Source organism: Streptomyces sp. NBC_01707 (assembly GCF_041438805.1).
Classification (GTDB): domain Bacteria; phylum Actinomycetota; class Actinomycetes; order Streptomycetales; family Streptomycetaceae; genus Streptomyces.
In genome coordinates, this window is sequence record NZ_CP109190.1 from 1,182,299 (window position 1) to 1,206,761 (window position 24,463).

Below are 24,463 nucleotides of genomic sequence, written 5' to 3' on the forward strand. Positions count from 1 at the left end.
CGATACTTCCGCGACCGGAGGGAACGAAATGGGAGACCAGGAGACCCGAGCGGCGCTGGATCGGCACTGGGCAGCGTCTGCTGCCGGGGACCAGGACGCCGAGCACGAGATCTATCACGACGACGTCATCACCGACTATCCCCAGTCGGGTGAGCGCATCCACGGCCGCGACAATCTACAGGCGCTGCGCTCGAACCACCCGGCCGAGCTCACCTTCACGATCCGTCGAATTCTCGGCAGTGGGGATCTCTGGATCACCGAATATGTGATCGACTACGATGGAAAACCCGCATCCACCATCAGCATCATGGAATTCCGCGACGGCAAGGTCGCCCACGAGACCCAGTACTTCGCCGATCCCTTCGCCCCGCCCGCCTGGCGCGCGAGATGGGTCGAGTCGATGCCCCTCATCTGACCCCTGGCGGCGATCCGCTCGCGTGCCACATCAGGACCAGGGCGGAGCGGGGACTCACCGGGCTGTCCCTGCCTCGGAGTCGAGGAAGCAAATCCGGAGCCAAGGGCCTCAGCGAGGAGCTGAGGGAGCAGAGCCGGAACGAGTCCGCGCGGGCCTCAGCGAACGCCTCGCGGATCGAGCCCCCAGCCCTCCCCCAGGCCCGACAACTGTCTGCGCTGCGGGCCGATACGCCGCTGCCCTACGCAGCCCCGTCTCGCGCCGTTGCCGCCGCCACGCGCTCCACCACGGGACGCCAGCAGTCCAGACCCGGCACGCGCAGGCCCACGACTTTGCCCGCGTCGTCGGCGCGGCGAAGCGCGACGGCCGCCGTGGAGTCCGGGTCCGCCTCGAAGGCGGCGGCTTCCTCCGAAGTCATGACGCCGCCCTGGCAGCCGAGGGTGCGGGCACTCTCCGGGGACAGCACCAGGTGCACGTCGGTGGCGGCCAAGTAGCGCTTGGCGGGGATGTGGAGGGCTACCAGGTGCCCGACCCGGGCGCCGAGGAGTCCGACGACGGCCGCCGCGGCGTGCTCGCCGTGTCCGGCCTCGTCGCCGGGCAGCAGGTGGTGACCGATGTCGTGAACGAGCCCGGCGACCTGCAGCTCCTCGTCATCGGGATGGCGCTCGGCAAGGACCGCCGCAACCTGCAGGCCATGGTCGAGGATGTCCACCGGGTCGCCTGAGCGGTCCGGGGTGTCCCAGGCATCCTCACAGTCGGCCAGCAGTGCCATGAGTTCGTCCACCGAAGACAGTCGCTCTCCGTTCATGCCCGCACGCTGCCGAAGTCGTCCGTACGGCTGGTGTACCCGTGGCGTACTCCAGGGGGCCGGACGGCCAAGAAGGTCGAGCGTCCCGAAGCTGTCGTCGCCTGATCACCAGTCACATCATGAGGTACCGTGCGGGACCATGGGCGAGCTGATTTTGATCAGACACGGCGAGACCGAATGGAGCCGGTCGGGGCAGCACGCCGGCCGCACCGACATCCCGCTGACCGACGCAGGTGTGGCCGCGGCCAGGACGCTCACTCCCGTGCTGGCCCGCCGCCATCTGGTCGCCGCGTTCAGCAGCCCGCTGAGCCGCGCCATGCACACAGCGGAGCTGGTGGGCCTGACCGGCGTCACGCCCGATCCTGACCTGATGGAGTGGGACTACGGCGGCTACGAGGGCATGACCGCGGCGCAGATCCAGGAGACGAGGCCGGGCTGGGAACTGTGGCGGGACGGAGTCGTCCCCGGCGACGGCGGCTCTCCTGGCGAGCAGCTTCAGCAGGTGGCTGCGCGCACGGACGCGGTGCTCGACCGGATCCGGCCGCTGCTGCACGACGGCGACGTCGCCCTTGTCGCACACGGTCACCTCCAGCGCGTACTCACTGCCCGCTGGCTCGGCCTCGACGCGACCGCCGGCCGGTTGTTCCGTCACCCGGGTCCGGGCACGCTCAGCGCCCTGGGCGTCGAGCACGGGCGGCCGGTCGTCTCCGCCTGGAACGTCCTGTAGCGCCGGCTCGGCAGATGCGTGCATCACACCGCCGGTGCATCCGACCGCAAACCGAACCGCCTGAGCGCCGGCCCGCGGCGACCGCTGTACGGGTGGGCGAGAGGGCGCAGTCAACCGCGCCCGGGTGAGCGGGGTTCGGCCGACCGCTCGCCGACGGACCGGCAGTGGCCTGCCCTCCGGACCGGACCGGACCTGTGCTCACTCGCCCGCGGCCACCACTTTGAGTTCGTCGAGCGACTCCCGAAGGAAGTCCGCCAGGGTACGTTCCCCGCTGTCGCCGACCCAGCGCTCGAACCCGACCTTGAAGACGGCGATACCTGCCTCCGCGGTGAGGCTCGCGGCGGGGTCCTTGACGCCGCGTCGGCGCAGCGTGGCGGCGAGCGCCGCGGACAGCGTCGCTAGCTTGATCAGCTCGCGCTCGCGCAGCTCCGCGTTCGCCATGATGACGGCCTGGCGCTGCCGGGCGAACTCGTGGCGCTCCAGGAAGAAGGCGGCGACGGTCTCCAGCGTCGAGGCCATCGCGTCGATCGGTGCGATCGAGTCCGGGGTGCCGGCGAGGGTGTCCACGAAGATCTCCTCCAGCGCGTGCGAACCCCCGAACAGCACCTCGCGCTTGTCGGCGTAGTGCCGGAAGAACGTCCGCTCGGTGAGCCCGGCGCGTTTGGCGATCTGCGCGGCGGTGGTCTGCTCGAACCCGCGCTCGCTGTAGAGGTCCAGCGCTGCCTGCTCCAGCCGCCCGCGCGCGTTCGGCTCCCATCGACCCATGTCCCGATCCTACGTGATGGCAGTGACTGACATCGGGTGTTACGGTTGATGACAGTCACTGACATAGGCGTGCGCCGCGCCGCCCGGTCCCGGCACCTCCGGTATCGCGCGGCGAGGACGGTCGCCCTACCCGGAGGTTCTCCTCATGCGTGTGTTCATCACCGGCGCGTCCGGCTGGATCGGTTCAGCCGTCGTTCCCGAGCTCATCGGCGCCGGCCACCAAGTTGTCGGGCTCGCCCGCTCGGACACCTCGGCCGCCGCCCTCGCCGAAGCCGGTGCCGAGGTGCGCCGCGGCACGCTCGACGATCTCGATACCCTGCGCCGCGCGGCTGCCGACGCCGACGGCGTGATCCACCTCGCCTTCAAGCACGACATCGCGTTCAGCGGCGGCTTCGAGGACGCCGCCGATGCGGACCGGCGTGCCATCGACACGTTCGGCGAAGTACTCGCCGGCTCCGACCGCCCGTTCCTCATCGCATCCGGCACGCTCGGGCTGGCACCGGGACGGGTCGCGACCGAGCGGGACGGCCAGGAGTCCGGCCCGGTCGGCGCACACCTGGCCGGCGGCCCGGCCAAGCGGATGGCCAACGCGCAGGCGACGATCGCCCTCGCGGACCGCGGCATCCGCTCGTCGGTCGTCCGGCTCCCTCCGACCGTGCACGGCGACGGGGACCACGGCTTCCTCGCCGCCGTGGTCGCCATCGCCCGGGAGAAGGGCCTCTCCGGCTACATCGGCGACGGCACCAACCGCTGGTCCGCCGTGCACCGGTCCGACGCCGCGCACCTCTTCCGCCTGGCGCTGGAGAGCGCTCCGGCCGGCTCCACGCTGCACGCGGTCTCGGACGAGGGCGTACCGATCCGTGCCGTCGCCGAAGTGATCGGGCGGCACCTCGGCCTGCCTGCGGCCTCGGTCTCCGCGGCCGACGCGCCCGGGCACTTCAGCTGGCTGGCCGGCTTCCTCGGCATGGACAGCCCCGCGTCCAGCGCACACACCCGCGAACTCCTGGGGTGGCAGCCGGCCCGGCCCGGGCTCATCGACGACCTCGACAAGGGGCACTACTTCGCCGCCGTTCCAAAGAACTGAGGTGGGTCGAGGCGGCGAACCGGCTCCAGGAATCGTATGCCCCTGCGGGGGCACACGGTGGGCATGGCAACTCGACCGGGAAAGGCACGCGGATGGGGCCACGCCCGACGCGCGGCGAACAGCACAGCGGTCTCGGCCGCGGCCCGTGCGGGTTTCGTCGCCCGCGGGGTCATCTACGTACTGATAGGTGTCCTCTCGCTTCGGATCGCGTTCTCCGACGGCGGTGGAGAACAGGCGGACCGCGGCGGCGCGATCGCCGAGATCGCCGAGAAGCCCTTCGGTACCGTTCTGCTCTGGCTGCTCGGCACAGCCCTCGCGGGCATGGCCCTGTGGCGGCTGTCCGAAGCCGCCTTCGGGCAGGCGGGCCCGGACGGCAAGAAGGCGAGTAAGAGGGCGATGGCCGCCGGCCGTTTCGTCTTCTACGGATTCGTCTCGTACTCCGTGCTGTCCTACGCTGCCGGGGACAAGGGCAGCGGCAGCGGCAGCTCCGACAAGAACTCCCAGGACGTCACGGCGAAAGCACTGGACTGGCCCGGCGGGGAGTGGATCGTCGCCGTCGCCGGTATCGCGGTGGTCGCAGCCGGTGGTTGGATCGCGGTGAGGGCGATCATGCACAAGTTCCATGAGCACCTGAAGATGTTCGAGATGTCCAAGAAGGCCCGCAAGGCGATCAACTTCCTCGGGGTGTTCGGCGGGGCTTCCCGCGGCATCGTCTTCGCTGTCGCGGGCGCCTTCGCTGTCGCGGCAGCTGTCCAGCACGAGCCCGGCAAGGCCAAGGGCATGGACGACACCCTGCGCTCCTTCACGGAGACCCCTGCCGGGCCCTGGCTGCTGGCGCTGATCGCAGTCGGTCTCGGGGCTTTCGGGGCCTTCTCCTGGGCCAATGCCCGCTGGCGCAAGGTCTGACCGGCGGGCGGTGCATCCGTGCGGTACGCGGAGTAGCTGAAAGGAATTCATCCGCCCCCTTCGGCAACCCGAAGGGGGCTCTCCGACACCGGTGGCGGCGAGCTCACCCGGCACGGCTACGGTCACGACGACTGTGACGCGCCGCGGACACAGCACGTGCCGGTGGTCGCCGATGACCTCGGCCATGGCGCGGTGGTCACGCCCTGACCGAGGCCTTGCACCACCGATCCCGCAGGTTCCTCCTGCGGGCGAGCCGGTATCGGGTGCGGTGCGCGACGCGCAACGTCCGGCCTCACCCTTGATCGACCACACCTGGCCGACTCGTCAGCGGGCCCGCGGCGGTGCAGTGTGGAAGATGTGGGCCTAAAGGGAGGTGTCACGGGTCTGCGGGAGTCATGGCGGCCGGGCCGTGCGCTCCTGGCGGTTCCCGTCGCGCTCATCGTCGTGATCGCGACCGTGGACATCCTGCTCCCGAATGACATCTATCTGGGACCGCTGCTGGTCATCGCTCCCGCGATCACTTCCTCGTTCGAGGGCCCCGTACTGACCGGAGTCGTCGGGCTCCTGACCGTGGGGGCCCAGGCATTCATCGCCCTGCACTCCGGCGTACTGACCTCCCGGAACGCTTTGGTCCAGATCGCCGCCCTGGCGATCCTCTCCGCCCTGACCGTGTTCTTCTGCCTGATACGCGAGCGGCACATCCGACAGCTGGCCCGGGTGCGCTCGGTGGCCGAAACCACACAGAAGGTACTGCTGCGGCCGCTCCCGGACCGTATCGGCCCCCTGCGGATCGCCTCCTTGTACCTGGCCGCCGAGGACGAGGCCCAGATCGGAGGCGACCTGTACGCGGCCACCCGCGTCGAGGGCGGAACCCGCATGATGATCGGCGACGTGAGAGGCAAGGGCCTGGCCGCCATCGAAGAAGCCGCGCTCCTGCTCGGCGCCTTCCGCGAGGCCGCCCACCAGTACACCGGCCTGCCCGCACTCGCCGCAGCCCTCGATCGGAGCGTCACCCGCTACCATGCCGACTTCGAGCCGGAGGATGGGGACGACACCGGGGAACGCTTCGTCACAGCACTGCTGCTGGAGATCCCCGAGGATGGCCCTGTCAGCCGAATGACCAGCTGCGGCCATCCCGCGCCTCTGCTGCTCAGCCCAGGACACGCGGAATCCGTACCGAGTCGGCACCCGGCGCCCCCGCTGGGGATCGGCGACATGGGGCCGGCGGGCTACACCGTCGACATGTTCGACTTCGAGGCGGGAGACACCCTCCTCCTTTTCACCGACGGCGTCATCGAAGCGCGCGACCGACGCGGCGACTTCTACCCGCTCGCGGAACGCGCCGCCCAGTGGACGGAGAGCCCGCCGGAGACACTCCTGCACCAGTTGCGACGCGACCTCCTCGCCTATGTCGGCGGACGTCTGGGCGACGACGCCGCCATCATCGCGATCCACCGCAGCCCCGTCCCCTATCCGGAATACCGCCCCGAGGATCTCCTTTCCTGACGGCTTTTCGTAGCGGCTCCGGAGGAACCAGTACCAATGGACGCCGGCGGGAGCGATGCCGACAACGGCGCTCTTCCGCCGCACCCGCATGTCCGTGACACTGGCGCAGTTCGCGTCATCCACTGCACTGCGACAGGTCCGTGAAAGGACGAAAATGGCTCCTTCCCGCTCCTTTTCCCGCTTTCCGCACTCGTTCGACCGCCGTACGGCGCTGCGCGGGACGCTGGCCGCCGGTATCGGTGTCGTGATCGGGCCCGTCCTGCTGTCGGGGGCCGCGCAGGCGTACTCCTGGTCACGCACCCTGAACCAGGGGGCCACCGGCGCGGACGTGACCGAACTGCAGATCAGAGTCGCCGGGTGGGCCGCGGACAGCGCAAGCCAGACCCGGGTGGCCATCGACGGCAACTTCGGTGCCGGCACCGCGGCGGCGGTCCGCCGGTTCCAGGCGGCCTACGGACTCACCGCCGACGGCAGCGCCGGGCCCGCAACCCAGTCGCAGCTCAACGCTCTCGAGCAGTCGGACGGTTCGACCGTGCACTTCGACTTCAGCGAGTTCACCGACCGGATCAGCGGCACCTTCTCCGGCGGCAAGCTGGGCGCGGCCGACGTCAAGGAGAACGTCCGCCGCGCGATGTACAAGCTGGAGGCGCTGCGCAAGAAGCTCGGCAACGTCCCCATCACGGTCAATTCCGGCTTCCGCAGCATCGCGCACAACGCCGACGTCGGCGGCGCCAGCGACAGCATGCACCTGTACGGCACGGCGGCCGACCTTGCCGTCTCCGGAGTGCCCAACAAGACCGTGTACCAGAAGGCGGAGACCTCGGGCTTCTCCGGCCTGGAGACCTACACCGCGGACCACCAGCACGTCGACAGCCGGGCGGACCTCGGCCGGGCCTGGTGGTGGGAGAACGGCACCGTCTAGGAACATCGCGTCCTGAAGATCTTGTCGCTGGAGGGGTGTCCCGGTCGGGGATGCCCCTTCGCGGTTGTGCGGGGGTGGTGGCGAGGGCCAAGGTGCGGCCGGTGTGAGTGAGGCCGAGGTAGGTCAGTCGGCGAAGGTAGAGGGACGTCGGCGCCACCCCTTCGTCCCGGACGTACGACGATGCGATGAGCGAGGGGGCCTCGACGACATCTTCACGGGGTGCCCGGGCCCCGGACGGCCACACCCACCCCGCCGGGCATGTCGAGACGGGCGCGGCGGGACGAGTGATGGCGCTGGTACGGCCTTACCAGGGGAAGGTGCCCTCCGCGTCGAAGAACCCTCCTGTGGGGCCGTCGGGACCGACCTGAGCCATACGCACAATGATCTCGGCGCCCTGCTCGACGCTCTGGACTCCGGTGTTCCCGTTCAGGTCGGTCTTGGTGAAGCCGGGCTCCACTGCGTTGATCCGCATGTTCGGGAACGCCTTCGCGTACTGCACCGTGATCGCGTTGACCGCTGTCTTCGACGCCGGGTAGGCCACGCCCGGGTATGCGTACGACGGGGTACCCGCCGCGGTGAGCCGAGTCAGCGAGGCCAGGCCGCTGCTGACGTTGACCACGATCGGGGCCTTTGAACGCTCGAGCAGCGGCAGAAACGCGTGCAGGACCCGCACAGTGCCGAAGACGTTCGTCTCGAACGTGTTCCGCATGATGTCGGCGGTCACGTCCGCGGCACCGATCACGACGTTGCCGGCACCCCTTTCCTCGATGCCGGCATTGTTGATCAGTACGTCCAGCCCTCCGTCGGCCTCGATGGTCCTCGCCGCCGCTTCCACGGATGCGTCGCTGGTGGAGTCGAGCTGGACCAGCCGTACGCCCAGCTGCTCGGCGGCACGGCGTCCGCGTTCGGCGTCCCGGCTTCCGATGTAGACGTTGTGGCCTGCGGCGGTGAGGCGGCGGGCGGTCTCGAAGCCGAGACCCTTGTTCGCTCCGGTGATCAGTGTCGTTGTCATGCCTCCAGGCTGCGGCTGAGTGCCGGAGGCAGCCAGGCGTCCCGCCTTCCTGGGACTGCCGGTACCAGGAAGTTCCGTGTGCGGCGGTGCACAGTGGTGACATGGCGAGCACGGATTTCGGGCGCACGGTACGGCGCTGGCGCGACCGGGTCTCCCCGGAGGCGGCCGGGCTGACTGCAGGTGGCCATCGGCGCGCGGCGGGACTGCGCCGGGAGGAGCTGGCCCTGCTGGCCGGAATCTCCGTCGACTATGTGACCCGCCTGGAACAGGGCCGGGCGACCAACCCCTCGGAGCAGGTGGTCGAGGCCCTGGGGCGCGCCCTTCGCCTCTCGGCGACCGAGCGCGAGCACCTGTTCCACGTCGCCGGGCTCGTACCCCCGGGGCAGGGCACGGTGCCCGCCTACATCACCCCGAGCGTGCACCGGATGCTGGACCGGCTGACCGGGACGCCCGTCGCGGTCTTCGACGCGGCGTGGACGCAGCTGTTGGCCAACCCCCTGTACACGGCGCTGATGGGCGAACGGCACGGCCGGGAGCGCAACGGCGCATGGCGCGCCTTCCTCGGGTCGGGTGATCGCGTCCGCTACACAGCGCAGTCCCGGGGCGCGATGGAGACCGCGGTCGTCGCAGACCTGCGCACGACTGCCGGCCGTTACCCGGATGACCAGCAACTGCGGCGTCTGGTCGCGGAGTTGCGCACGAACAGTGAACGGTTCGCCGAACTGTGGGATGCGGGCGCCCTGGGTCGGCACGAGGCCGCGAGCAAGACCATCGATCACCCGCAGGTGGGCTCCCTGACGCTGGACTGCGATGTGCTCAGCGTGGCGGGCAGCGACCTGCGCATCATGATCTACACGGCTGAGCCCGGCACCCAGGACGCCGAACGCCTGGAGCTCCTCGCCGTCCTCGGCACCCAGACGCTCGTCGGATAGCCGCTCTGCCGCAACCACTACTGCCTCGCGGCCACCGTCCTCATGCCACCGGCCTGCGGAGGGGGAGACAAGGTGAGTCATCCCGGGGAACGGAACCCCTGCCCGCCTTGCAGCTCCGTTCGAGCCACGGGCCGGACAGTGGGCGCCACCGTGAGCGCGAAGTTTCCTACTTGTCGTGCTGTCGGCGCACCATCTCCGTGATCCAGACGGGCGCGAACGGAGACGTACAGCCCGGTGACGTCGGGTAGTCCTTGAGCACCTCCAGGCGCTCACCGATGTCGATTGCGCGGGTGCGGTACTCGGCGTGCTCGATCCCGATCTGAGCCAGGCAGTGGTTCAACGCCCACTGCAGGCGACCCGGGGCGTCCTTCATCTCCGCCTCGATGACATCGAGCAGTCCTGCGAGGTCGAGGCCCTCCGGCTTCTTCGCCACGCGTTCGGTGGTCAGCGCCCAGCCGGCACTCGCGACCACTGGATCCGGATCGGCGGACCAGGCCCGGCGCAGATCCTCGGAGTGCGGGTTCTTCTTCACCACGTAGTTCACGAGCCAGTCGTGCACCTTGGGTGTGCGCGCTTCGCGCAACATGACATCCAACTCGTCACGCTCGAAGGCCTTCGGGCGGCAGATCAGGATCGCCAGCAGTCTCGCCGCGGTGTCATCCGTCTCCCAGAGCCGGCTCGCGAGTTCCTGCTGCGTCTTGAGCCGCTTCGCGAGCGCGCGCAGTTTGCTGAGGTTCACACCGTGATCGTCACCGTGTTTCTCGTTCACCTCGCGTGTCCTCGGGTCCTCGAGCTCGGCCAGCTCGGCCATCACCTCGGCCACCGTCGTCTCGGCCACCTCAGCCTCCTGTCCGTCATGTGCGCGATGCAGCCTACGACGGACGTCTGCCTCCTGTCGTACACGCCGGTTCGGCGGCGGCAACCGACAGGAACCGCCGATCCTCATGGCCTTCCCCCGAATGCGCACAGCTTGATGTCGATCGAGGTCCCGGCGTGCTACCTGTACCGCGACCCAGCAGGTGTGCCCGTGCATCCCGAGCCACCGTGCGATGGCCGATACCGTGCCGGCGCCGAGCCGCAACATGCTGACCGCCCGCTCCACCACCTGCTGGTGGGCGTGGTGGCGCAAAGTCGTGCTCAGTGACGCGCGCGAGCCGCGCCCTCGGTTCGGTGGCTCGTTCACCGCCGATCCTGTAAGGCCTCGCTCCGTCTCGCCCTCGCGTCACGACGTGGACCCGGACGACGCAAGGCGGCTCACCAGGCTCATGTACGAGAGCCCAAAAAAAATCGGACGGCGATGTCGAGAACCCGTGACCGGCTCCGTCCCCGCAGTGAACGCGACCACAATGGGTCGCACCAGCACCGAGGAGAAACACGATGGCCAAGTACCTGCTGCTCAAGCACTACCGCGGCGCCCCGGCGTCGGTCAACGACGCGCCGATGGACCAGTGGAAGCCGGAGGAGATCTCGGCCCACGTGCAGTACATGAACGACTTCGCGGCCCGGCTGGAGCAGACCGGCGAGTTCGTCGACAGCCAGGCGCTCGCCCCCGGCGGCACGTTCGTCCGGTACGACGGTGAGGGACGCCCGCCGGTCACCGACGGTCCGTTCGCCGAGACCAAGGACCTCATCGCCGGTTGGATGGTGATCGACGTCGACAGCTACGAGCGCGCCGTCGAACTGGCCGGGGAGCTGTCGGCCGCCCCAGGGGCGGGCGGCAAACCGATCCACGAGTGGCTCGAGCTGCGCCCGTTCCTGGGCTCGCACTGCACCATCTCGGAGTGACCTCGCCGATGCACGAGGCCCTGATCCGGAGCCTCACGCCGGGCGTGCTCGCCCTCCTCGTCCGCCGCGGAGCCGACTTCGCGGCGGCCGAGGACGCCGTACAGGACGCGCTGGTCGAGGCAGTCCGCGTCTGGCCGGCCGACCCACCGCGGGATGCGAAGGGCTGGCTGGTCACCGTGGCCTGGCGCAAGTTCCTTGACGCCACCCGCTCGGATGCCGCCCGTCGCCGGCGTGAGGACCTCGTCGGCGAGGAGCCGGCACCCGGGCCCGCGCCCGCGGCGGACGACACCCTCCAGCTGTACTTCCTTTGCGCCCACCCCTCGCTGACGCCGTCGTCCGCTGTCGCGCTCACGCTGCGCGCGGTGGGCGGGCTCACCACCCGCCAGATCGCCCAGGCCTATCTGGTGCCCGAGGCGACCATGGCGCAACGCATCAGCCGGGCCAAACGCACCGTCTCCGACGTGCGCCTCGACCAGCCCGGTGATGTCGCCACCGTGCTGCGCGTCCTCTACCTCGTCTTCAACGAGGGCTACTCCGGCGACGTCGACCTCGCCGCCGAGGCCATCCGCCTCACCCGGCAGCTCGCCGCCGCCATCGACCACCCCGAGGTCGCGGGGCTGCTCGCCCTCATGCTGCTCCACCACGCCCGGCGCGCCGCGCGGACCGCGCCCGACGGCAGCCTCGTGCCGCTCGCCGAGCAGGACCGCGGCCGGTGGGACACGAAGTTGATCGCCGAGGGCGTCGGGATCCTCCAGACCGCCCTCGCCCGCGACCGGCTGGGCGAGTTCCAGGCCCAGGCAGCGATCGCAGCACTCCACGCCGACGCACCCACCGCCGACGAGACCGACTGGGTACAGATCGTCGAGTGGTACGACGAGCTCACGCGCCTGACCGACAGTCCGGTCGTCCGGCTCAATCGCGCGGTGGCCGTCGGGGAGGCCGACGGACCGCGCGCCGGCCTGGCGGCGCTCGCGGCGCTGGACGCCTCACTGCCCCGCCACGCCGCGGTGGCTGCGTACCTCCACGAGCGCGACGGCGACCTGGCGACGGCGGCACGGCTGTACGCCGAGGCGGCCCAAAAGGCACCCAACCTCGCCGAGCGCGACCACCTGACGCGCCAGGCCGCCCGGATCAATGCGCGTGGGTGTCGCTGACGGGTCGCGCTCGGACTTGGCCTTGGCCGGAGCGGTCACCGGGGCCGCGGCCGGTGCCGGACCGGCTGTGCCTGCAGGGGCTCCTGTACGTGCTCTGCAACGACCTCGCCTGGCAACTGCTCCCGCTGAAGCTGGGGTTCGGCTCCGGACAGACGTGCTGGGGGCGACTGGAGCGGTGGCAGAAGGCCGGCGTCTTCGACCAGCTCCACCGCATCCTGGTCGCCGAGCTCAATGCAGCCGGCCAGCTCGACCGGTCCCGGGCCTGCGTGGATGGCTCCCACATCCGCGCGAAAAAAGGGGCGCCGACACCGGTCCGTCGCCGGTCGACCGGCGGAAGACGGGCAGCAAACACCATCTGATCTGCGACGGACGCGGCACTCCACTCAGGGTCATCACCACTGCAGCGAACGTCAACGACGTCACCCAGACCCTCGCCCTCGTCGTCGGCATCCCGCCCGTCGCGAGCAGGCCCCGCCGACGCTCAGTAGCCCTGCTCGGCGACAAGGGCTACGACTCCAACCCGAACCGCGATGAGCTGCGCAAACGCCGGATCCTGCCCGTCATCTCCCGCAAGGGCTGCCCGAACATCAAAGACATGGGCAAGCTCCGCTACGTCGTCGAGCAGACCTTCGCCCTGCTCCACCAGTTCAAACGACTCGCCGTCCGCTGGGAACGCCGCACCGAACTCCACGACGCCTTCGTCTCCCTCGTCTGCAGCCTCATCTGCCGGCGCCGGCTCTAAGGATTGTCGTACTGCTGATACCTGCGTACGTAAATGCGAGCACGGCCCTCAAGGCCTCTCCGGCGGGTTGCGGCACCGGCCATCCGTCCCTGCGTCGCCGGTGACCCACTCCCGGCAGGTGTCACTCGAATGGAGTAACCAAACGCGCCACCCACATGGGCGAAGATCAAGCTGAGTAGTGCCCCAACCGAGGCAATCCGTGAAAGGGAAACCACATGCGCATTCGACGAACTCTAGCCGCCGTCATCGCCACGGCAGCCCTCGCCGGACTCGGCCTCACAGGTGCCGCCACCGCCACGGCCGCCACCCACAACACCACCGCCACCGCCCACACCGAAAGCCTCACCCCGGGTGAGTGCGTGGACGGCGGCGGAAAGGTGGTCGGGATGAAGTGCGTCGGCGGTACGGGCGACGGGCAGATGGTCGACTAACGCCCACTGGGCGCCCCGCAGCCACGCGCCGCGGGGCGCTCCCGCGCGAGCATGCTGCACCATCACGTTTACACCGAGATACGTACGCCACTGAGATGGTGTCCTACATGGTGAGTTCGAGGAGCCGTTTGTAGCAGCAGAGGGCTGCGGCGAGGCCGAGAAAGGCCAGGTAGTTGGCGGTTTGGCGCTCGTAACGGGGGCTGATTCTGCGGTAGCCCGTCAGCCACGACATCGTCCGTTCGATCACCCATCTGCGGCGCCCTAACCGTTCGCTGGACTCGACACCCTTACGGGCGATGGACCCCGATGCGCTTGCCCCACAGCCATCGCCGCAGCTGAGGGATGTCGTAGGCCTTGTCGGCGTGAAGGCGTTGTGGCTTGAAGTAGCGTCCGCGGTAGGGGTCATGTCTCGTTCGGTGACCCTCGACCATGGGTTTCAGCTCGCGGCTGTCGTGGACGTTGGCGGTGGAGAGACCGAGGATGAGGGGCAGTCCGTTCGCGTCCGACAGGACGTGCATCTTGGAACCCGGCTTGCCCCGGTCCACGGGGCTCGGACTTGTGTGTTCGCCCCCTTCTCTGCCCGCACGTGCGCGGAGTTCAGCACGACACGGGAGACATCGACGAGGTCGGCATCGTCCAGCCGGTGCACAACCGCCTCGTGCAGCCGACCCCAGACACCGGCTCTCGACCAGATCATGAACCGCCGGTGCACCGTCGACTTCGACACCCCAGAACAGGGCGGCAACGCCCGCCAGGCGCAACCGCTGACCAGTACGTAGATGATCGCGGCGAACAGCTCTCATCAGGCGTGTTCTGCTTTCCGCCGCCCCGCGGTCGCACCCGATCCGCCGGAATCAACGGCCTGGCGATCTCCCACAGCCCGTCCGGAACAATCCAACTCCACGTCCCCTGACCCATGTTGAGGAGCACTACCCAGCCTCAGCAACCACAAGTCGTCGTCCACGATCCACCGGCGAGTACTCACATACTCCCGAACGGTCGAATCGTCACACCGGTCACGGCCGACCAGGCCACTTCAGCAAGATCCTGTTACGAGCTCTAAGGAGAGTGCGCGACGTGAAGTGATGGCCCAACCGAAGCATGAGAAAATACAGGCGAAGGCCCCAGTGCGCTGATGGGACAGTCCAGTTCGATCCTAGCCTTTGGGCTGATGAACATGAAGAAGACAGCTTTGCGGACCATCACTGTCGCAGCGGCAGTCTCCCTATGCTTGGAAGCCGGCGTATCGGGCACATCAGCGAGTGCCTCCGTTGCCTCACCGCAGAATTCCCAGGTCGCGCCGTCGGTGCTTCAGTGCTACACGACCATGAGTGATCCGAATGCGATCGTGTGCTACCGGGTTTCGAAGCGGGTCGTGAACAGGGGGGGCCAGATTGAATTCTTCCCCTTCCTCATTCAGGTGCCCACTCCTTCGAATCCCCCACCCGCGATCGTCGTGAACTCTCTGCCCCCACCACCCCCCGGTCTTGGGAGCCTGTGACCCCGGCGTTCCACTCTCCGCCGACGTCGAGCAGTGGCACGCGGAGTGAGGAGCCGCCGCCCCGCCAGGCGCCGAGCAGCTGCTCCCCGAACCGGTCTTCCAACCATCCGGTGGCCGCGATGCCGAACGTGACATCCGGTGCCAGATCCGGCTCCACCTGGAGCAGGCCGGCGACGACCTGATGCCGCATGAGTTGCTCATGCACGGCGTCGGCCTCGACATGCTCCGTATAGAAGTGGACGGCCGCAGGCCCGGCGCCGACTCGCTTCAACGCCTCCGCGAGGCGCCTCGACCCCGGGGAGGAGGTGATCTCCACGGACGCGAAATGACCGACCAGCGCACCACGGTGTGAGCGGTGGAGCCCGAAGAGCGACATGAGGTTGACGGTCGCGAGCATCTGTCTCGATCCGGCGTCGAGGTAGCGCCCGTACGAGGTGTCCAGGTGGAGGTCCACCATCAGATCGGCGAAGAGCTTCGAGTGGATCCGTTCCGCCCGTCCCGCTCCGAATTCGTCGTACTCCACAGCTACCATTCCCGCCTTGGCCCGACCCGTCAGGCGTGGAATCACCCACACGTGCGGATCAGCCTCCTTCAGGTGGTACAGCGAGCGCTGGGCGGCATACTCGCGCAGATGCCACAGTTCGCCCTCGTCCCGCAGGAAGTACGACACGCCATCGGCGTCCACCGGCTCCAGAACGGCTTCGTCCAGCGCGCTGCCCACATCCTCTGCAACCGGCACGTCGGCGCGTAGCGCCGCCAGGAAGCCCCGCTCCAGCGCGGCACGCACCCCGAGCAGTTCGGGATCCCACTCCCACGCGCCGTCCACCGTGTCGAAGCCGCGGTAGTGCAACTCGTAACAGAGATACAGGGACAGCTGCAGATCGTCGCCGTACGGATCGGCGCTCCGCACCAGGGACGCATCGGGCAGCACGTGCCTACCCGGTTCCCGGCGGAGCGCCTCGATCAATGCGGCAGACACCTCTCCTCGGGCTTCCGGCAGCTTCATGGTGCTTCCCTTCCTCGACCCGCCGCCTCGCTCCATGGGGACACCGCGGGGAGAAGGAGTGCCCGGCGAGGTCGACGCAGCAGCGCACGCCGCGTGACCCACTGTTGTCCTCGGTGTCGGGTCGGCATCGAGCCGAGGCTCACCGCCTCGCGTTCCGCCTCATCCACATCACCGTGCGCAGCGAGTACCCGAAGACGCGTCTGCTGGCCGGCCTCCGGCCGGAAGTGCGTAAGCGAACCCGGCGAAGCGCCAGGCGTACGCCGTTGCGGCAGACGACTTCCACAAAGTCAGGATCGCTCATCACTTGGATTTCCGCATCGAGAAATGAGGCGTAACTCCGCAAGGGCTTCGGGCTCCATGCGGTCGAGAACGCGGACTCCTGCCGGCACCGCATCGCGCCGGAGGCTCGGCGGCCGTGACCCATATGGCGGGCTGCAGGGACACGAGTCCCTGGTTCCGCCGCCCACGGGCTTCGGCACGGCCCGCGGCCCGCCGAGACGTCCCGTCACACAGCGGGATCAGCCAGTTCTGCGGCGCTGCCAAAGGGGTCTCATGGGGCGCTCGGGATGCGCGGGCCAGGACACCCATCAACTCTGGATACGGCGGAGCAATGCCGCTGAGTAGCGGCCCCCTGCGCAGACGCCGATCGGCTGCCTGCCCATGAAAAGGTGACGCACCCATGAATGACGCAAACAAGATCCTGCTTGCCGCAGCCCTGGCCGGCGGCTATGTGCTGGGCCGTACGAAGAAGGGCCGGTTCGCTCTTACGGCGGCGTCCTATATTGCCGGGCGTCAATTCGGGCTTGAACCGCGACAGCTCGTGACTCAAGGAATCCGCAAGCTCGGAGAGATCCCACAGGTTGCGGATCTGGGTGAGCAGCTGCGTGGGGAGGTCATGAACGCCGGCCGGGAGGCGGTCACCGCCGCTGCCAACCGTCGTCTGACGACGCTCGCCGATTCACTCCGGGACCGCACCCTCCAGCTCGAGAGCGGCAGGGAAGAACCGGAAGAGGAGGAGGAAGAGGAAGAGGAGGAGGAGGAGGAGTACGCCCACGACGAGGGCGAGGAGCCGGAAGAAGAATACGAGGAAGAAGAGGAACCGGAAGAGGAGTACGAGGAGGGCGAATACGAGGAGGAAGAGCCCGAAGAGGAAGAAGGCGAGGAGGAAGAGCCGGAGGAAGAAGTAGAAGAGGAGGAGGAGGAACCAGAGGAAGAGGGGCAGGAAGAGGAGCTCGAAGAAGAGGAACCGGAAGAAGAAGAGGAACCGGAGGAAGAGCCCGAAGAGCGGCCACGCCGTCGCGGCCCGCGAGCTGCTACGAAGCCGGCGCCGAGGAAGCGTACGCCCAGCAAGTCCGCCGCCGGCCGGCGTGACGCGACGAAGCGGGGAGCCCCCGCGAAGAAGGGTGCGGAGAAGCGGGCCGCCAAGAAGTCCACCGCGAAGAAGGCCACCCCGAGTAAGGGAGCTACGAAGAAGGCAGCGCCCGCCAAGAAGACCGCTGCCAAGAAGACTGCCACGAAGAAGTCAGCTCCCGCCAAGAAGACCCCCGCGAAGAAGGCCACCCCGAGTAAGGGAGCTACGAAGAAGGCAGCGCCCGCCAAGAAGACCGCTGCCAAGAAGACCGCCGCGAAGAAGTCAGCTCCCGCCAAGAAGAGCTCCGCGAAGAAGTCCGCCTCCAAGAGGCCAGGGAAAAAGACCGCTGCCGAACCTGGGAAGAAGACTGCCGCCAAGAAGGCGCCTGCGAAGAAGGCTGCCGCACGGAAGAAGACCGCTCCCGCAGCGAAGAAGACCGCCAGGAAGAGCGCCAAGAAGACATCGTCGCGCGTCGAGCGCCGGAGGTAACCGGTCATGGCAAAAACGGAACAGGACAACGCGGAATCGGGACTCGACCGGCTGCGTGAGGAACTCGGGGACTATCTCACTGCGTGGGTGGGGGATCTGGCCGAACGGGCCGGCGACAAGCTGATCGATGTGACGGACCAGCTCACCGACGTCACGGAGAACGGGGGATCGCTCTCCAAGGTCGGATCCGCCCTCCTGGGAGGTGACTCCCCCCTCAAGGCGGTGTTCTCCGGAACGGCGAAGCACGTCAAGGACAGTGTCCTGGGAAAGGCCAAAGAAGCCCTCGGCGGCGGGCATGGACGCAAATCAGGCGACAAGAAGGTCACCAACATCATCGAGGTCATCGATGTCGGTGTGCCATTGCGTACGGCCTACGACCACTGGACGCAGTACGAGAAGTTCAGCAGCTTCACCAAGGGCGTTCGAAGTGTCTCGCCGACCGACGAGACGACCAGCGACTGGAAGGTCAAAGTCGGTCCGTCGACTCGGGGTTGGAAAGCAACCGTCCAGGAGCAGGTGCCCGACGAGCGCATCGTCTGGACGTCCGACGGCGCCAAGGGATCGACCCGTGGCGCGGTCACTTTCCATGAACTGGCGCCCGGACTGACCCGCATTGTTCTGGTCGTCGAATACTACGCGTCCGGGCTTTTCGAAAAGACCGGAAATCTGTGGCGCGCGCAGGGGCGGCGACTGCGGCTGGACCTCAAGCACTTCCAGCGCCACGTCACCCTCACCGATGAAGAACCGGATGGCTGGCGCGGTGAAATCCGCGACGGCGAGGTCGTACGGAGTCACGAAGACGCCCTTGAGGACGAAGAAGCCGAAGAAGCCGAAGACTACGACAGCGAAGAGGACGAAGACGGGGGCGAGGACGAGGAGGGCGAGAACGAGGACGAGTACGAGGACGAGTACGAGGACCAAGGCGAAGGCGAGAACGGGGACGAGGAGGACGAGGACCAAGACGAAGGCGAGAACGGGGACGAGGACGAGGACCAAGACGAAGGCGAGAACGGGGACGAGGACGAGGACGAGGGCGATTGGGAAGAAGACGGCGAAGAGCAAGTGGACGAAGAAGAAGAGGAATGAGCTGAGCCAGGGGACCCCGCATCGTCCTGCCGCACACAGCACGTACCCCTTCGGCCCGATGCTGCGCCACTGGGAGCGCAGCATCGGACCGCTTGGTGGACGCGCACCGTCAACCATCCCCGGTCAGCTGAGCATCTGGTCACCGATCGTCCCGCCGTTGCTCTGAGCGCGGCGGGACCACGGAGGTCAGAACTCGAAGGTCTCCTTCAGTGCCTGAAGGTGTCCTTGCCCTTCTCCATTGCGTGCCTCACTTTCCCCTTGACCATTTCGGCCTTCCCCTTTTTCTCCATGCTCTTGTTGCCCACGGCCTTTCCGGCCATCTCCTTGGTCTTCCCCTCGATGATTTTTCCGATGCTCCTGGTCTTCTTTCCGATGCCCATGTCGTGCTCCTAGACAGTCATTCTGTGGGTGGCAGCAGGGTTCCGAGAGGCCCGAGATCCAGATTGAGGTCTTGCATGGAAAGGTCGTATCGAGCGCAGAGTTCAATCATACGATCGTGCAGAATCATCAACGTTTCTCCCAGGCGCTCCTCCTGCTCCTCGGTGAGGCCTCCGGCGTCCACCCGCTGCAGGGCCTGGCGTTCCATGAGCTGGCGCAGCAGCTCGACGATCGTGAGGACGAGCTTCATCAGGTCTCGTTCCACCGTGTCGGGGTCGGTGGTGATCCGCTGGGCCGGCCTGCGATCCGCACGACCACAGGTCATGACATCTTGCGGCGGCGCGGGCAGCAGGCGGAAGGCGCGGGTGGCCGCGTCCGCGACTTCGTCGAAGCGGTTGCCGGGCGGGTGGTCCTCATCGGTCATCGTTGTCTCCTGCGGGTGCTGAGACGGCATGCCACGGGGATGGATTCTGTTCGCTGATGGAGACGATCAGCGCGCGCAGCGATATGCGTACGAGGTCGATATCGGCGATGGAGAGCACGATGTCACCGGTGAGGACCACGCCTCCGCTGAGCAGTCGGTCCAGCAGGTCGATCAGCGCGATCTGCCGCTCCGCCAGCGGTTCTTCCGCTACGGCCTGCAGCCTGCCCGGCGCTTTCACGGGACGACCCTCTTCATCGGCTCGACATCGGCCGGCGTAGCGAAGGAGTAGGGGGCCCAGGGCCCGGTGACTTCGACGCGCACCCCTGGAAATCCTTCCCCGGCCTGCAGGACATCGGCGCGGAAGGATTCAGCATGCTGAAGCGGCACAAGGTATGCGTCGTTGATGACGTTCTCTCCGGGCCCGTGTGCGAGTTCGCCCTGCTGCGGCCGGTGCTGGACCCGGTCGACCGCATGGACACGGGCTGCGGATTCGATCCGTTCGGCTGCCTGTGAGGCGCCCCGATAGACGTCTTCGCGGGCATGTCGCTGTGCTCTGCGGTGGCTGAGGTAAGCCCGTCCCGGGCTCAGACCCGCTTCCGTGGGTGGGTCTGCCGGACTCGCCGCTCTCTCGGGCGCCGCTACATAGATCTTGACGCCCCACTCCACCTGTGCGGCCAGGGCGGTCAGTCGTCCGGCAAATGCCTCGCGGCGGGTCTGGAGCATGTGGCGCACTCGTTCGTCGTCGAGGTACACCGTCGCCAGACGCAGTGGCAGGACGGTGGTGCGGGCAGCCAGCGCGTCGATCACATGGTTGTGGGCGCGGGCGACGGACTCCAGCCAGTCCAGGTCCTCGAGGTGCGCGCGCAGCGCGGCCTCCTGAAAGTCCTGCTCGGGCACCGCGCTCACGGCAACCACCACATCGTCACCTGGTTCTACGCGCACCAGGTGCACCGGAGCATCCCCCACCCCGGGAAGCCCTGGCAGAACCTCCTCCAATGCCCCGTCAGCATCCCGCGCGACGGCGTACGCATAGGTGATGGCTTCGGTCATGGCGCGTCCCGCCTCTCGCTGCGGGCTCTGGGCGCTGCGCGTTTGGTGCGTGAAGCGCGGCGCGGGGCAGCAGAGCTGCCCTCCTCACCCTCGGCCGACGGCAACTCATCGCCCTGGCGCATCGCCTCTATCTCGGCACGCAGCCTCTTGTTCTCGTCGGCGAGTGAGCGGTAGCCGTCGTTGGCGCGTGAGGACAGCGATGGGTCGTGCTCCCACCAGTCGATGCCCATCTCCTTCGCCTTGTCCACCGATGCGATCAGCAGGCGCAGCTTGATGGTGAGCAGTTCGATGTCCAGCAGGTTGATCTGGATATCGCCCGCGATGACGATGCCCTTGTCCAGGACCCGCTCCAGGATGTCCGCGAGATTGGCCGAGGACCCCTGACCGCCGTAGGGGGTGGCCCTGGACGGGAAGTCGCCCATCCTCCTGGCGACGGGTTCGTTCACGGCGCTGCACCTCTATCCCGGGTGTCCCGGCATTGCGCCGGTAGCGCGTGGCAGCGCTCCGGCTCCGCGGCAGCTGCCGCGATCAGGTATCGGTGCCCTGGACATGGGCTCTGATCTCGTCCAGCCGGTCCAGCAGCTCGTCCTCGCGCCGGTCGAAGGTCTCATCGTCGATTTCTCCCGCCAGCAGCGCCTGCTCGAGCTCGGCGAGCTCCCGCTCGACGGGGGCCGGGTCGTAGTACTCGTTCTCCGCGGTCTCGACGACGCGCTCCATGACCCAGGCCACGCCGCGCACCGGCGCGAGCGGGAGGGTGGCGAGTTGAGTGAACAGTCCCATGAGGACCCCCTAGACGAAACTGTATGCGGGCAACGGGCCGACGAGCCTGAGGCCGAAGTCCTCCCCCAGCTCCTTGGCGAGACCCTGCTCCTCGCTGAGGAAACTCTGCTCCTTGTCCCGCTCCACCAGAAACGACACGTTCAGGAAGTCGTTTCCCGTCGGCTGCGACGAGCGTTCCTCCCGTGCGAACCCCCGCAGGGCATCAAGGACGCCAGCGGCGAGCCGGTCCTGCCGCGCCTGCACTTCCCGGGAGACCAGCTCCCCGAGGGCGAACGCCAGGTCCGGGCTGCTGTTGCCGCCTCTGATCTCCTCGTTGAGCCCGCGCGCCTCGTCGGACTCCAAGAGGACCTCTCGCAGCAGGGCATCCTCGTCCTGGGCGGCCTTCAGGTGGTACTCCGCGCAGCCCTCCAGCGCCCGCAACCGCTCGGTGAACTCGTCCTTGCGGTCCTTCAGCACCGCTCGTACGGCGTCGTCGTCCAGAGTGGTGAACCCGAACTGCAACGGTAGAACCGTGCCGTCGGCCATCAGCCGCTCCTGCACGGCCTGATGTGCGCCGAGGTCCCTGCGTTTGGGCCGCAGGTCCTCGGGGGCGTCGCTGACGACCGCCACCAGCTTGTCGGTCTTCACACTGCGAAGGCTCGTGGGCGGGTTCCCTACCCCGTCGAGGTCGTCCAGGCGCTGCGGATGGGTGGCGGCGACGATGGAGTAGACGTATACGGCCATGGCTCACTCCTCACGGCGTCGGGCGGCAGGCCGACGCCTCGGCCGCTCTCGCCTCTCCTCAGGCTCCTTGCGCCTCTCTTCGGACTCCTCGTCGTCATGTCCTCCCTTTAGCGCGTCGGTCACCACTTCTGCGGCCCCGCTCAGGGCTCCCTTGGCCTTGCCGTGTGCCCCGCCTTCGGTCACTTCACCCACCAGGTCGGTCAGCTGGGACGGTGCCTTGCGGCCCGACTCCAGGTCGAGGCGGTTACAGGCCTCCGCGAAGCGCAGGTAGGTGTCGACGCTCGCCACCACGATGCGGGCGTCGATCTTGAGGATCTCGATGCCCACCAGCGAGACACGCACGAAGACGTCGATGACCAGTCCGCGGTCCAGAATCAGTTCGAGGATGTCGTAGAGGTTCCCGGAGCCTCCGCCGCCACCCCTGGAAATGGTTCCTCCGCCTTGCGGCACCACAGTCATGGTGCCTCCTTTCACGGCTCGCTCCTGGCGCGGCCGTTTCCGTTCATGCGGTGTTGCCTTGCATCCCCGGCCTCAGCCACGTGGGTCGATCTGCCCCCGGGTGTAGCGGCGGGTGCGCTCGTATGCGACCAGTTCGCCCTCCTTGTCCAGCGTCACCTGGTAGCTCGCCATCACGCTGGTGGTCCCGGGAACACGTTCCAGCTCCAGGACTTCCACGTTCGCCTGCCAGCCTTCTTCCGTCGGCTTCAAGGCGGATACGGACTCGGGTGCGCGGCCGAGAAGCTCCTGGAGCTGCTCAGCTGCGTACCGCATGGCCCGCGGTGCCGAGAGCCGCCGGGACGTGCGCTTCGTTTCGTCTTCGCTCGTTCGGCTGCTCGCCCGTTCGGTGCCGGCTTTCCGGGCGATCTTCTTGGCGGGCGTCTTGCTGGACGAGCGCCGGACGCGCTCGGTCCCGTCCTCTTCGCCTGCGGTCATGTTCCCTCTCCGGAATCGGAGACGACGACTCGACTCGCTATCGCGCCACCTTCATGAGGCGCCATTTCATGATATACAGCCTCGGTTAACCGTATCTCGGGCTGTCCCGCACGGCCTGGGGACACCATCACTGCACGCGACGACCGGTGGTCCCGCTGTGCTGCGTTGCGCGCAGGACACCGCGCGAGGTCGCTCCTCCCAGGCAGAGCCGAAGCAGGAAACTCCCCCGAGCAGTTGCTCATGCGGCGTACGGGGATCACAGTGGGAAATGAACACATATGCGAGATCGGAGCACGCTGTGATCGTTCTCGGAGTCATCCTGCTTGTCATCGGGTTCCTGACCGGAATCTCCATCCTGTGGACAATCGGCATCATTCTCGCCGTGATCGGGGTTGTCTTTTGGATCCTCGGATCGATGGGACACGCGGTCGCCGGTCGCAGGCACTATTGGTAGAAGCCGCGCAGCGGCAGGACCAGTAATGGTCAGTGAGCGTTCACGGCGAGCGCTTCGTCGATCTCGTGGAGGAATGGCCCCAGGTCACCTGGATTGCGCGAGGTGATGAGGGGCCAGCCGCGGGAGTCGTCCTTGACGACCGGCTCGTCGGCCCAGTCACCGCCGGCATTGCGGATGTCGGTCCTCAGTGACGGGTACGACGTAAGTTTTTTGCCTTCGACCACACCCGCTTCGACGAGGGCCCAGGGGCCGTGGCAGATGGCTGCCACCGGGCGACCGGTCGACGTGAAGGAGCGGACGATCTCCGTCGCCGACTCCTCGCGACGCAGCCTGTCGGCATTCAACGTGCCACCCGGCACGAGCAGTAGGTCGTAATCGGCCGGGTCGACTTCGCTCAGAGTGAGTTCGGGCCGAACTGTCTCTCCGGGGTCCTTGTCGCCGACGAGGGTATGAACGTCGCCCGCCGACACGGCAGCAACATCCACATCGGCGCCCCAGCCCCGCAGGTGTTCGAGAGGCACCAGGAGTTCGTCCTGCTCGACACCGTAGTTCGTGACGATTGCCAGCACCTTCCGCATGCTCACGTCGTTGTCAGACATTTCCAGATCCTCTCGGGCCAGGAACGGTCCGCCGGGAGCCACGTGCCGTCATGGCATCCCCCGCGCTTCAGCAATGCGACCCTGCCGGCGGGACCTGACGGAACCGGCGCAACGCCGGGCCGAGCGCCATGCGACTCAGGGAGGGACACGCCCCCTTCGTCAGAGTGCATGTCCGGCGCCTCGGGGGCGAGCGCACAGCGGGCGTGAGAGGCGGGAAGCCTCTGCACTCGTCGCCGACCACCCACTGAGCTGGAGAATGAGCTGGTGAGGCAGCGACATCTGCACCGTGTTTCCACTGGCGGTGGAGACGTCGCCGCTCGGGGCGACAGCGTCCCCAACCGCCTGCCTGCGTGCTTTCAGGAGCAGCCGGCTTTCGGAGCCGTTTCAACAATCCCTTGCATCTGACCGGCGCAGAACACTTACCAGCCATGTTCGCGTTCCGATGGCGTAGGCGGCTGCGCGCCGACATGGATGGTGCCAGGGCGGGCAGGAGACGGTCACCC

The 24,463-nt window shown here is 67.8% G+C and carries 30 protein-coding genes and 1 pseudogene; 15 read left to right on the top strand and 16 right to left on the bottom strand.

Annotation, left to right across the window (positions count from 1 at the left end; genetic code table 11):
• The first annotated feature begins 28 nt into the window (after positions 1-28).
• A complete protein-coding gene (locus OG963_RS05535; protein WP_093770788.1) occupies positions 29-415 on the top strand; it encodes a nuclear transport factor 2 family protein in 387 nt (128 codons plus the stop codon).
• Positions 416-653: 238 nt separating this feature from the next.
• Here OG963_RS05535 and OG963_RS05540 read toward each other — a convergent pair whose 3' ends face one another.
• Positions 654-1,220 (bottom strand): HD domain-containing protein, encoded by a 567-nt coding sequence (locus tag OG963_RS05540; protein WP_093770786.1) that lies wholly within the window; start codon positions 1,218-1,220, stop codon positions 654-656.
• Positions 1,221-1,359: 139 nt separating this feature from the next.
• On the opposite strand from OG963_RS05540, the gene OG963_RS05545 reads away from it, so the two are divergent.
• A complete protein-coding gene (locus OG963_RS05545; protein WP_093770784.1) occupies positions 1,360-1,947 on the top strand; it encodes a histidine phosphatase family protein in 588 nt (195 codons plus the stop codon).
• Between the two features lie 198 nt (positions 1,948-2,145).
• Here OG963_RS05545 and OG963_RS05550 read toward each other — a convergent pair whose 3' ends face one another.
• Positions 2,146-2,712, bottom strand: a complete 567-nt coding sequence (locus tag OG963_RS05550) for a TetR family transcriptional regulator (protein ID WP_030930716.1) — start codon at positions 2,710-2,712, stop codon at positions 2,146-2,148.
• Positions 2,713-2,857: 145 nt separating this feature from the next.
• Here OG963_RS05550 and OG963_RS05555 point away from each other — a divergent pair, with 145 nt between their 5' ends.
• From OG963_RS05555 to OG963_RS05570, 4 genes are all read left to right on the top strand, one after another.
• The gene (locus OG963_RS05555; protein WP_093770782.1) at positions 2,858-3,796 is read left to right on the top strand and encodes an SDR family oxidoreductase; all 939 of its coding nucleotides are present in this window, start codon (positions 2,858-2,860) and stop codon (positions 3,794-3,796) included.
• Positions 3,797-3,859: 63 nt separating this feature from the next.
• Positions 3,860-4,702, top strand: coding sequence for a DUF1206 domain-containing protein (locus OG963_RS05560; protein ID WP_093772157.1), 843 nt, complete (start codon positions 3,860-3,862; stop codon positions 4,700-4,702).
• Positions 4,703-5,059: 357 nt separating this feature from the next.
• Positions 5,060-6,208, top strand: a complete 1,149-nt coding sequence (locus OG963_RS05565; RefSeq protein ID WP_371798578.1) for a PP2C family protein-serine/threonine phosphatase — start codon at positions 5,060-5,062, stop codon at positions 6,206-6,208.
• A gap of 154 nt (positions 6,209-6,362) precedes the next feature.
• A complete protein-coding gene (locus OG963_RS05570) occupies positions 6,363-7,130 on the top strand; it encodes a D-Ala-D-Ala carboxypeptidase family metallohydrolase (RefSeq protein WP_093770780.1) in 768 nt (255 codons plus the stop codon).
• A 304-nt stretch (positions 7,131-7,434) separates the two neighbouring features.
• On the opposite strand, the gene OG963_RS05575 is transcribed toward OG963_RS05570, so the two are convergent.
• Entirely contained in the window at positions 7,435-8,142 is a 708-nt protein-coding gene (locus tag OG963_RS05575) for an SDR family NAD(P)-dependent oxidoreductase (protein ID WP_093770776.1), read from the bottom strand.
• 101 nt (positions 8,143-8,243) lie between these two features.
• On the opposite strand from OG963_RS05575, the gene OG963_RS05580 reads away from it, so the two are divergent.
• Entirely contained in the window at positions 8,244-9,074 is an 831-nt protein-coding gene (locus OG963_RS05580) for a helix-turn-helix transcriptional regulator (RefSeq protein ID WP_030930737.1), read from the top strand.
• A 166-nt stretch (positions 9,075-9,240) separates the two neighbouring features.
• Here OG963_RS05580 and OG963_RS05585 read toward each other — a convergent pair whose 3' ends face one another.
• The gene (locus tag OG963_RS05585) at positions 9,241-9,885 is read right to left on the bottom strand and encodes a DNA alkylation repair protein (protein ID WP_093772153.1); all 645 of its coding nucleotides are present in this window, start codon (positions 9,883-9,885) and stop codon (positions 9,241-9,243) included.
• 566 nt (positions 9,886-10,451) lie between these two features.
• On the opposite strand from OG963_RS05585, the gene OG963_RS05590 reads away from it, so the two are divergent.
• The 5 genes from OG963_RS05590 (at position 10,452) to OG963_RS05610 (ending at position 13,186) form a co-directional block, all read left to right on the top strand.
• Positions 10,452-10,859 carry a YciI family protein gene (locus OG963_RS05590; protein ID WP_093770771.1) on the top strand — a complete coding sequence of 136 codons (408 nt, stop codon included), beginning with the start codon at positions 10,452-10,454 and terminating at the stop codon, positions 10,857-10,859.
• Positions 10,860-10,867: 8 nt separating this feature from the next.
• A complete protein-coding gene (locus tag OG963_RS05595) occupies positions 10,868-12,013 on the top strand; it encodes an RNA polymerase sigma factor (protein ID WP_093770769.1) in 1,146 nt (381 codons plus the stop codon).
• A complete protein-coding gene (locus tag OG963_RS05600; protein WP_371798579.1) occupies positions 12,004-12,372 on the top strand; it encodes a transposase in 369 nt (122 codons plus the stop codon). The genes OG963_RS05595 and OG963_RS05600 overlap by 10 nt, the downstream gene beginning before the upstream one ends.
• Positions 12,369-12,755 (top strand): transposase, encoded by a 387-nt coding sequence (locus OG963_RS05605; protein ID WP_319739775.1) that lies wholly within the window; start codon positions 12,369-12,371, stop codon positions 12,753-12,755. Before OG963_RS05600 ends, OG963_RS05605 begins: the two co-directional genes overlap by 4 nt.
• Before the next feature lie 215 nt (positions 12,756-12,970).
• Positions 12,971-13,186 carry a hypothetical protein gene (locus tag OG963_RS05610; RefSeq protein ID WP_093770767.1) on the top strand — a complete coding sequence of 72 codons (216 nt, stop codon included), beginning with the start codon at positions 12,971-12,973 and terminating at the stop codon, positions 13,184-13,186.
• 103 nt (positions 13,187-13,289) lie between these two features.
• Here the strand turns inward: OG963_RS05610 and OG963_RS05615 are convergent.
• Both OG963_RS05615 and OG963_RS05620 read right to left on the bottom strand, forming a co-directional pair.
• Positions 13,290-14,104 (bottom strand): annotated as a pseudogene (locus tag OG963_RS05615) (IS5 family transposase).
• Positions 14,105-14,598: 494 nt separating this feature from the next.
• Positions 14,599-15,693, bottom strand: coding sequence for an iron-containing redox enzyme family protein (locus OG963_RS05620; protein ID WP_093770765.1), 1,095 nt, complete (start codon positions 15,691-15,693; stop codon positions 14,599-14,601).
• 679 nt (positions 15,694-16,372) lie between these two features.
• Here OG963_RS05620 and OG963_RS05625 point away from each other — a divergent pair.
• Positions 16,373-17,533, top strand: a complete 1,161-nt coding sequence (locus OG963_RS05625) for a histone protein (RefSeq protein ID WP_371798580.1) — start codon at positions 16,373-16,375, stop codon at positions 17,531-17,533.
• Between the two features lie 6 nt (positions 17,534-17,539).
• Complete coding sequence (locus OG963_RS05630) at positions 17,540-18,619, top strand: SRPBCC family protein (RefSeq protein ID WP_371798581.1); 1,080 nt, start codon at positions 17,540-17,542, stop codon at positions 18,617-18,619.
• Positions 18,620-18,825: 206 nt separating this feature from the next.
• On the opposite strand, the gene OG963_RS05635 is transcribed toward OG963_RS05630, so the two are convergent.
• The 9 genes from OG963_RS05635 to OG963_RS05675 all read right to left on the bottom strand — a co-directional run bounded on the left by OG963_RS05635 (position 18,826) and on the right by OG963_RS05675 (position 22,907).
• Positions 18,826-18,999 (bottom strand): CsbD family protein, encoded by a 174-nt coding sequence (locus tag OG963_RS05635; protein ID WP_078879128.1) that lies wholly within the window; start codon positions 18,997-18,999, stop codon positions 18,826-18,828.
• 17 nt (positions 19,000-19,016) lie between these two features.
• Positions 19,017-19,421 (bottom strand): gas vesicle protein K, encoded by a 405-nt coding sequence (locus OG963_RS05640; RefSeq protein WP_030930761.1) that lies wholly within the window; start codon positions 19,419-19,421, stop codon positions 19,017-19,019.
• A complete protein-coding gene (locus OG963_RS05645; protein WP_093770759.1) occupies positions 19,411-19,659 on the bottom strand; it encodes a gas vesicle protein in 249 nt (82 codons plus the stop codon). Before OG963_RS05645 ends, OG963_RS05640 begins: the two co-directional genes overlap by 11 nt.
• Positions 19,656-20,471 (bottom strand): GvpL/GvpF family gas vesicle protein, encoded by an 816-nt coding sequence (locus OG963_RS05650; protein ID WP_093770755.1) that lies wholly within the window; start codon positions 20,469-20,471, stop codon positions 19,656-19,658. Before OG963_RS05650 ends, OG963_RS05645 begins: the two co-directional genes overlap by 4 nt.
• Positions 20,468-20,893: a gas vesicle protein gene (locus OG963_RS05655; protein WP_093770753.1), complete on the bottom strand. Its 426-nt coding sequence runs from the start codon at positions 20,891-20,893 to the stop codon at positions 20,468-20,470. The genes OG963_RS05650 and OG963_RS05655 overlap by 4 nt, the downstream gene beginning before the upstream one ends.
• Positions 20,894-20,999: 106 nt before the next feature.
• Complete coding sequence (locus OG963_RS05660) at positions 21,000-21,251, bottom strand: gas vesicle protein GvpG (RefSeq protein ID WP_030930771.1); 252 nt, start codon at positions 21,249-21,251, stop codon at positions 21,000-21,002.
• Between the two features lie 9 nt (positions 21,252-21,260).
• Positions 21,261-21,974, bottom strand: coding sequence for a GvpL/GvpF family gas vesicle protein (locus tag OG963_RS05665; protein WP_371798582.1), 714 nt, complete (start codon positions 21,972-21,974; stop codon positions 21,261-21,263).
• A gap of 3 nt (positions 21,975-21,977) precedes the next feature.
• A complete protein-coding gene (locus OG963_RS05670; RefSeq protein ID WP_030930776.1) occupies positions 21,978-22,433 on the bottom strand; it encodes a gas vesicle structural protein GvpA in 456 nt (151 codons plus the stop codon).
• Positions 22,434-22,505: 72 nt separating this feature from the next.
• Positions 22,506-22,907, bottom strand: a complete 402-nt coding sequence (locus tag OG963_RS05675; protein WP_093770749.1) for a gas vesicle protein — start codon at positions 22,905-22,907, stop codon at positions 22,506-22,508.
• A gap of 298 nt (positions 22,908-23,205) precedes the next feature.
• Here OG963_RS05675 and OG963_RS05680 point away from each other — a divergent pair, with 298 nt between their 5' ends.
• Positions 23,206-23,361 carry a DUF6131 family protein gene (locus OG963_RS05680; protein WP_093770747.1) on the top strand — a complete coding sequence of 52 codons (156 nt, stop codon included), beginning with the start codon at positions 23,206-23,208 and terminating at the stop codon, positions 23,359-23,361.
• Between the two features lie 29 nt (positions 23,362-23,390).
• Here the strand turns inward: OG963_RS05680 and OG963_RS05685 are convergent, their stop codons facing one another.
• The gene (locus OG963_RS05685; protein ID WP_030930781.1) at positions 23,391-23,960 is read right to left on the bottom strand and encodes a DJ-1/PfpI/YhbO family deglycase/protease; all 570 of its coding nucleotides are present in this window, start codon (positions 23,958-23,960) and stop codon (positions 23,391-23,393) included.
• Positions 23,961-24,463 lie beyond the last annotated feature (503 nt).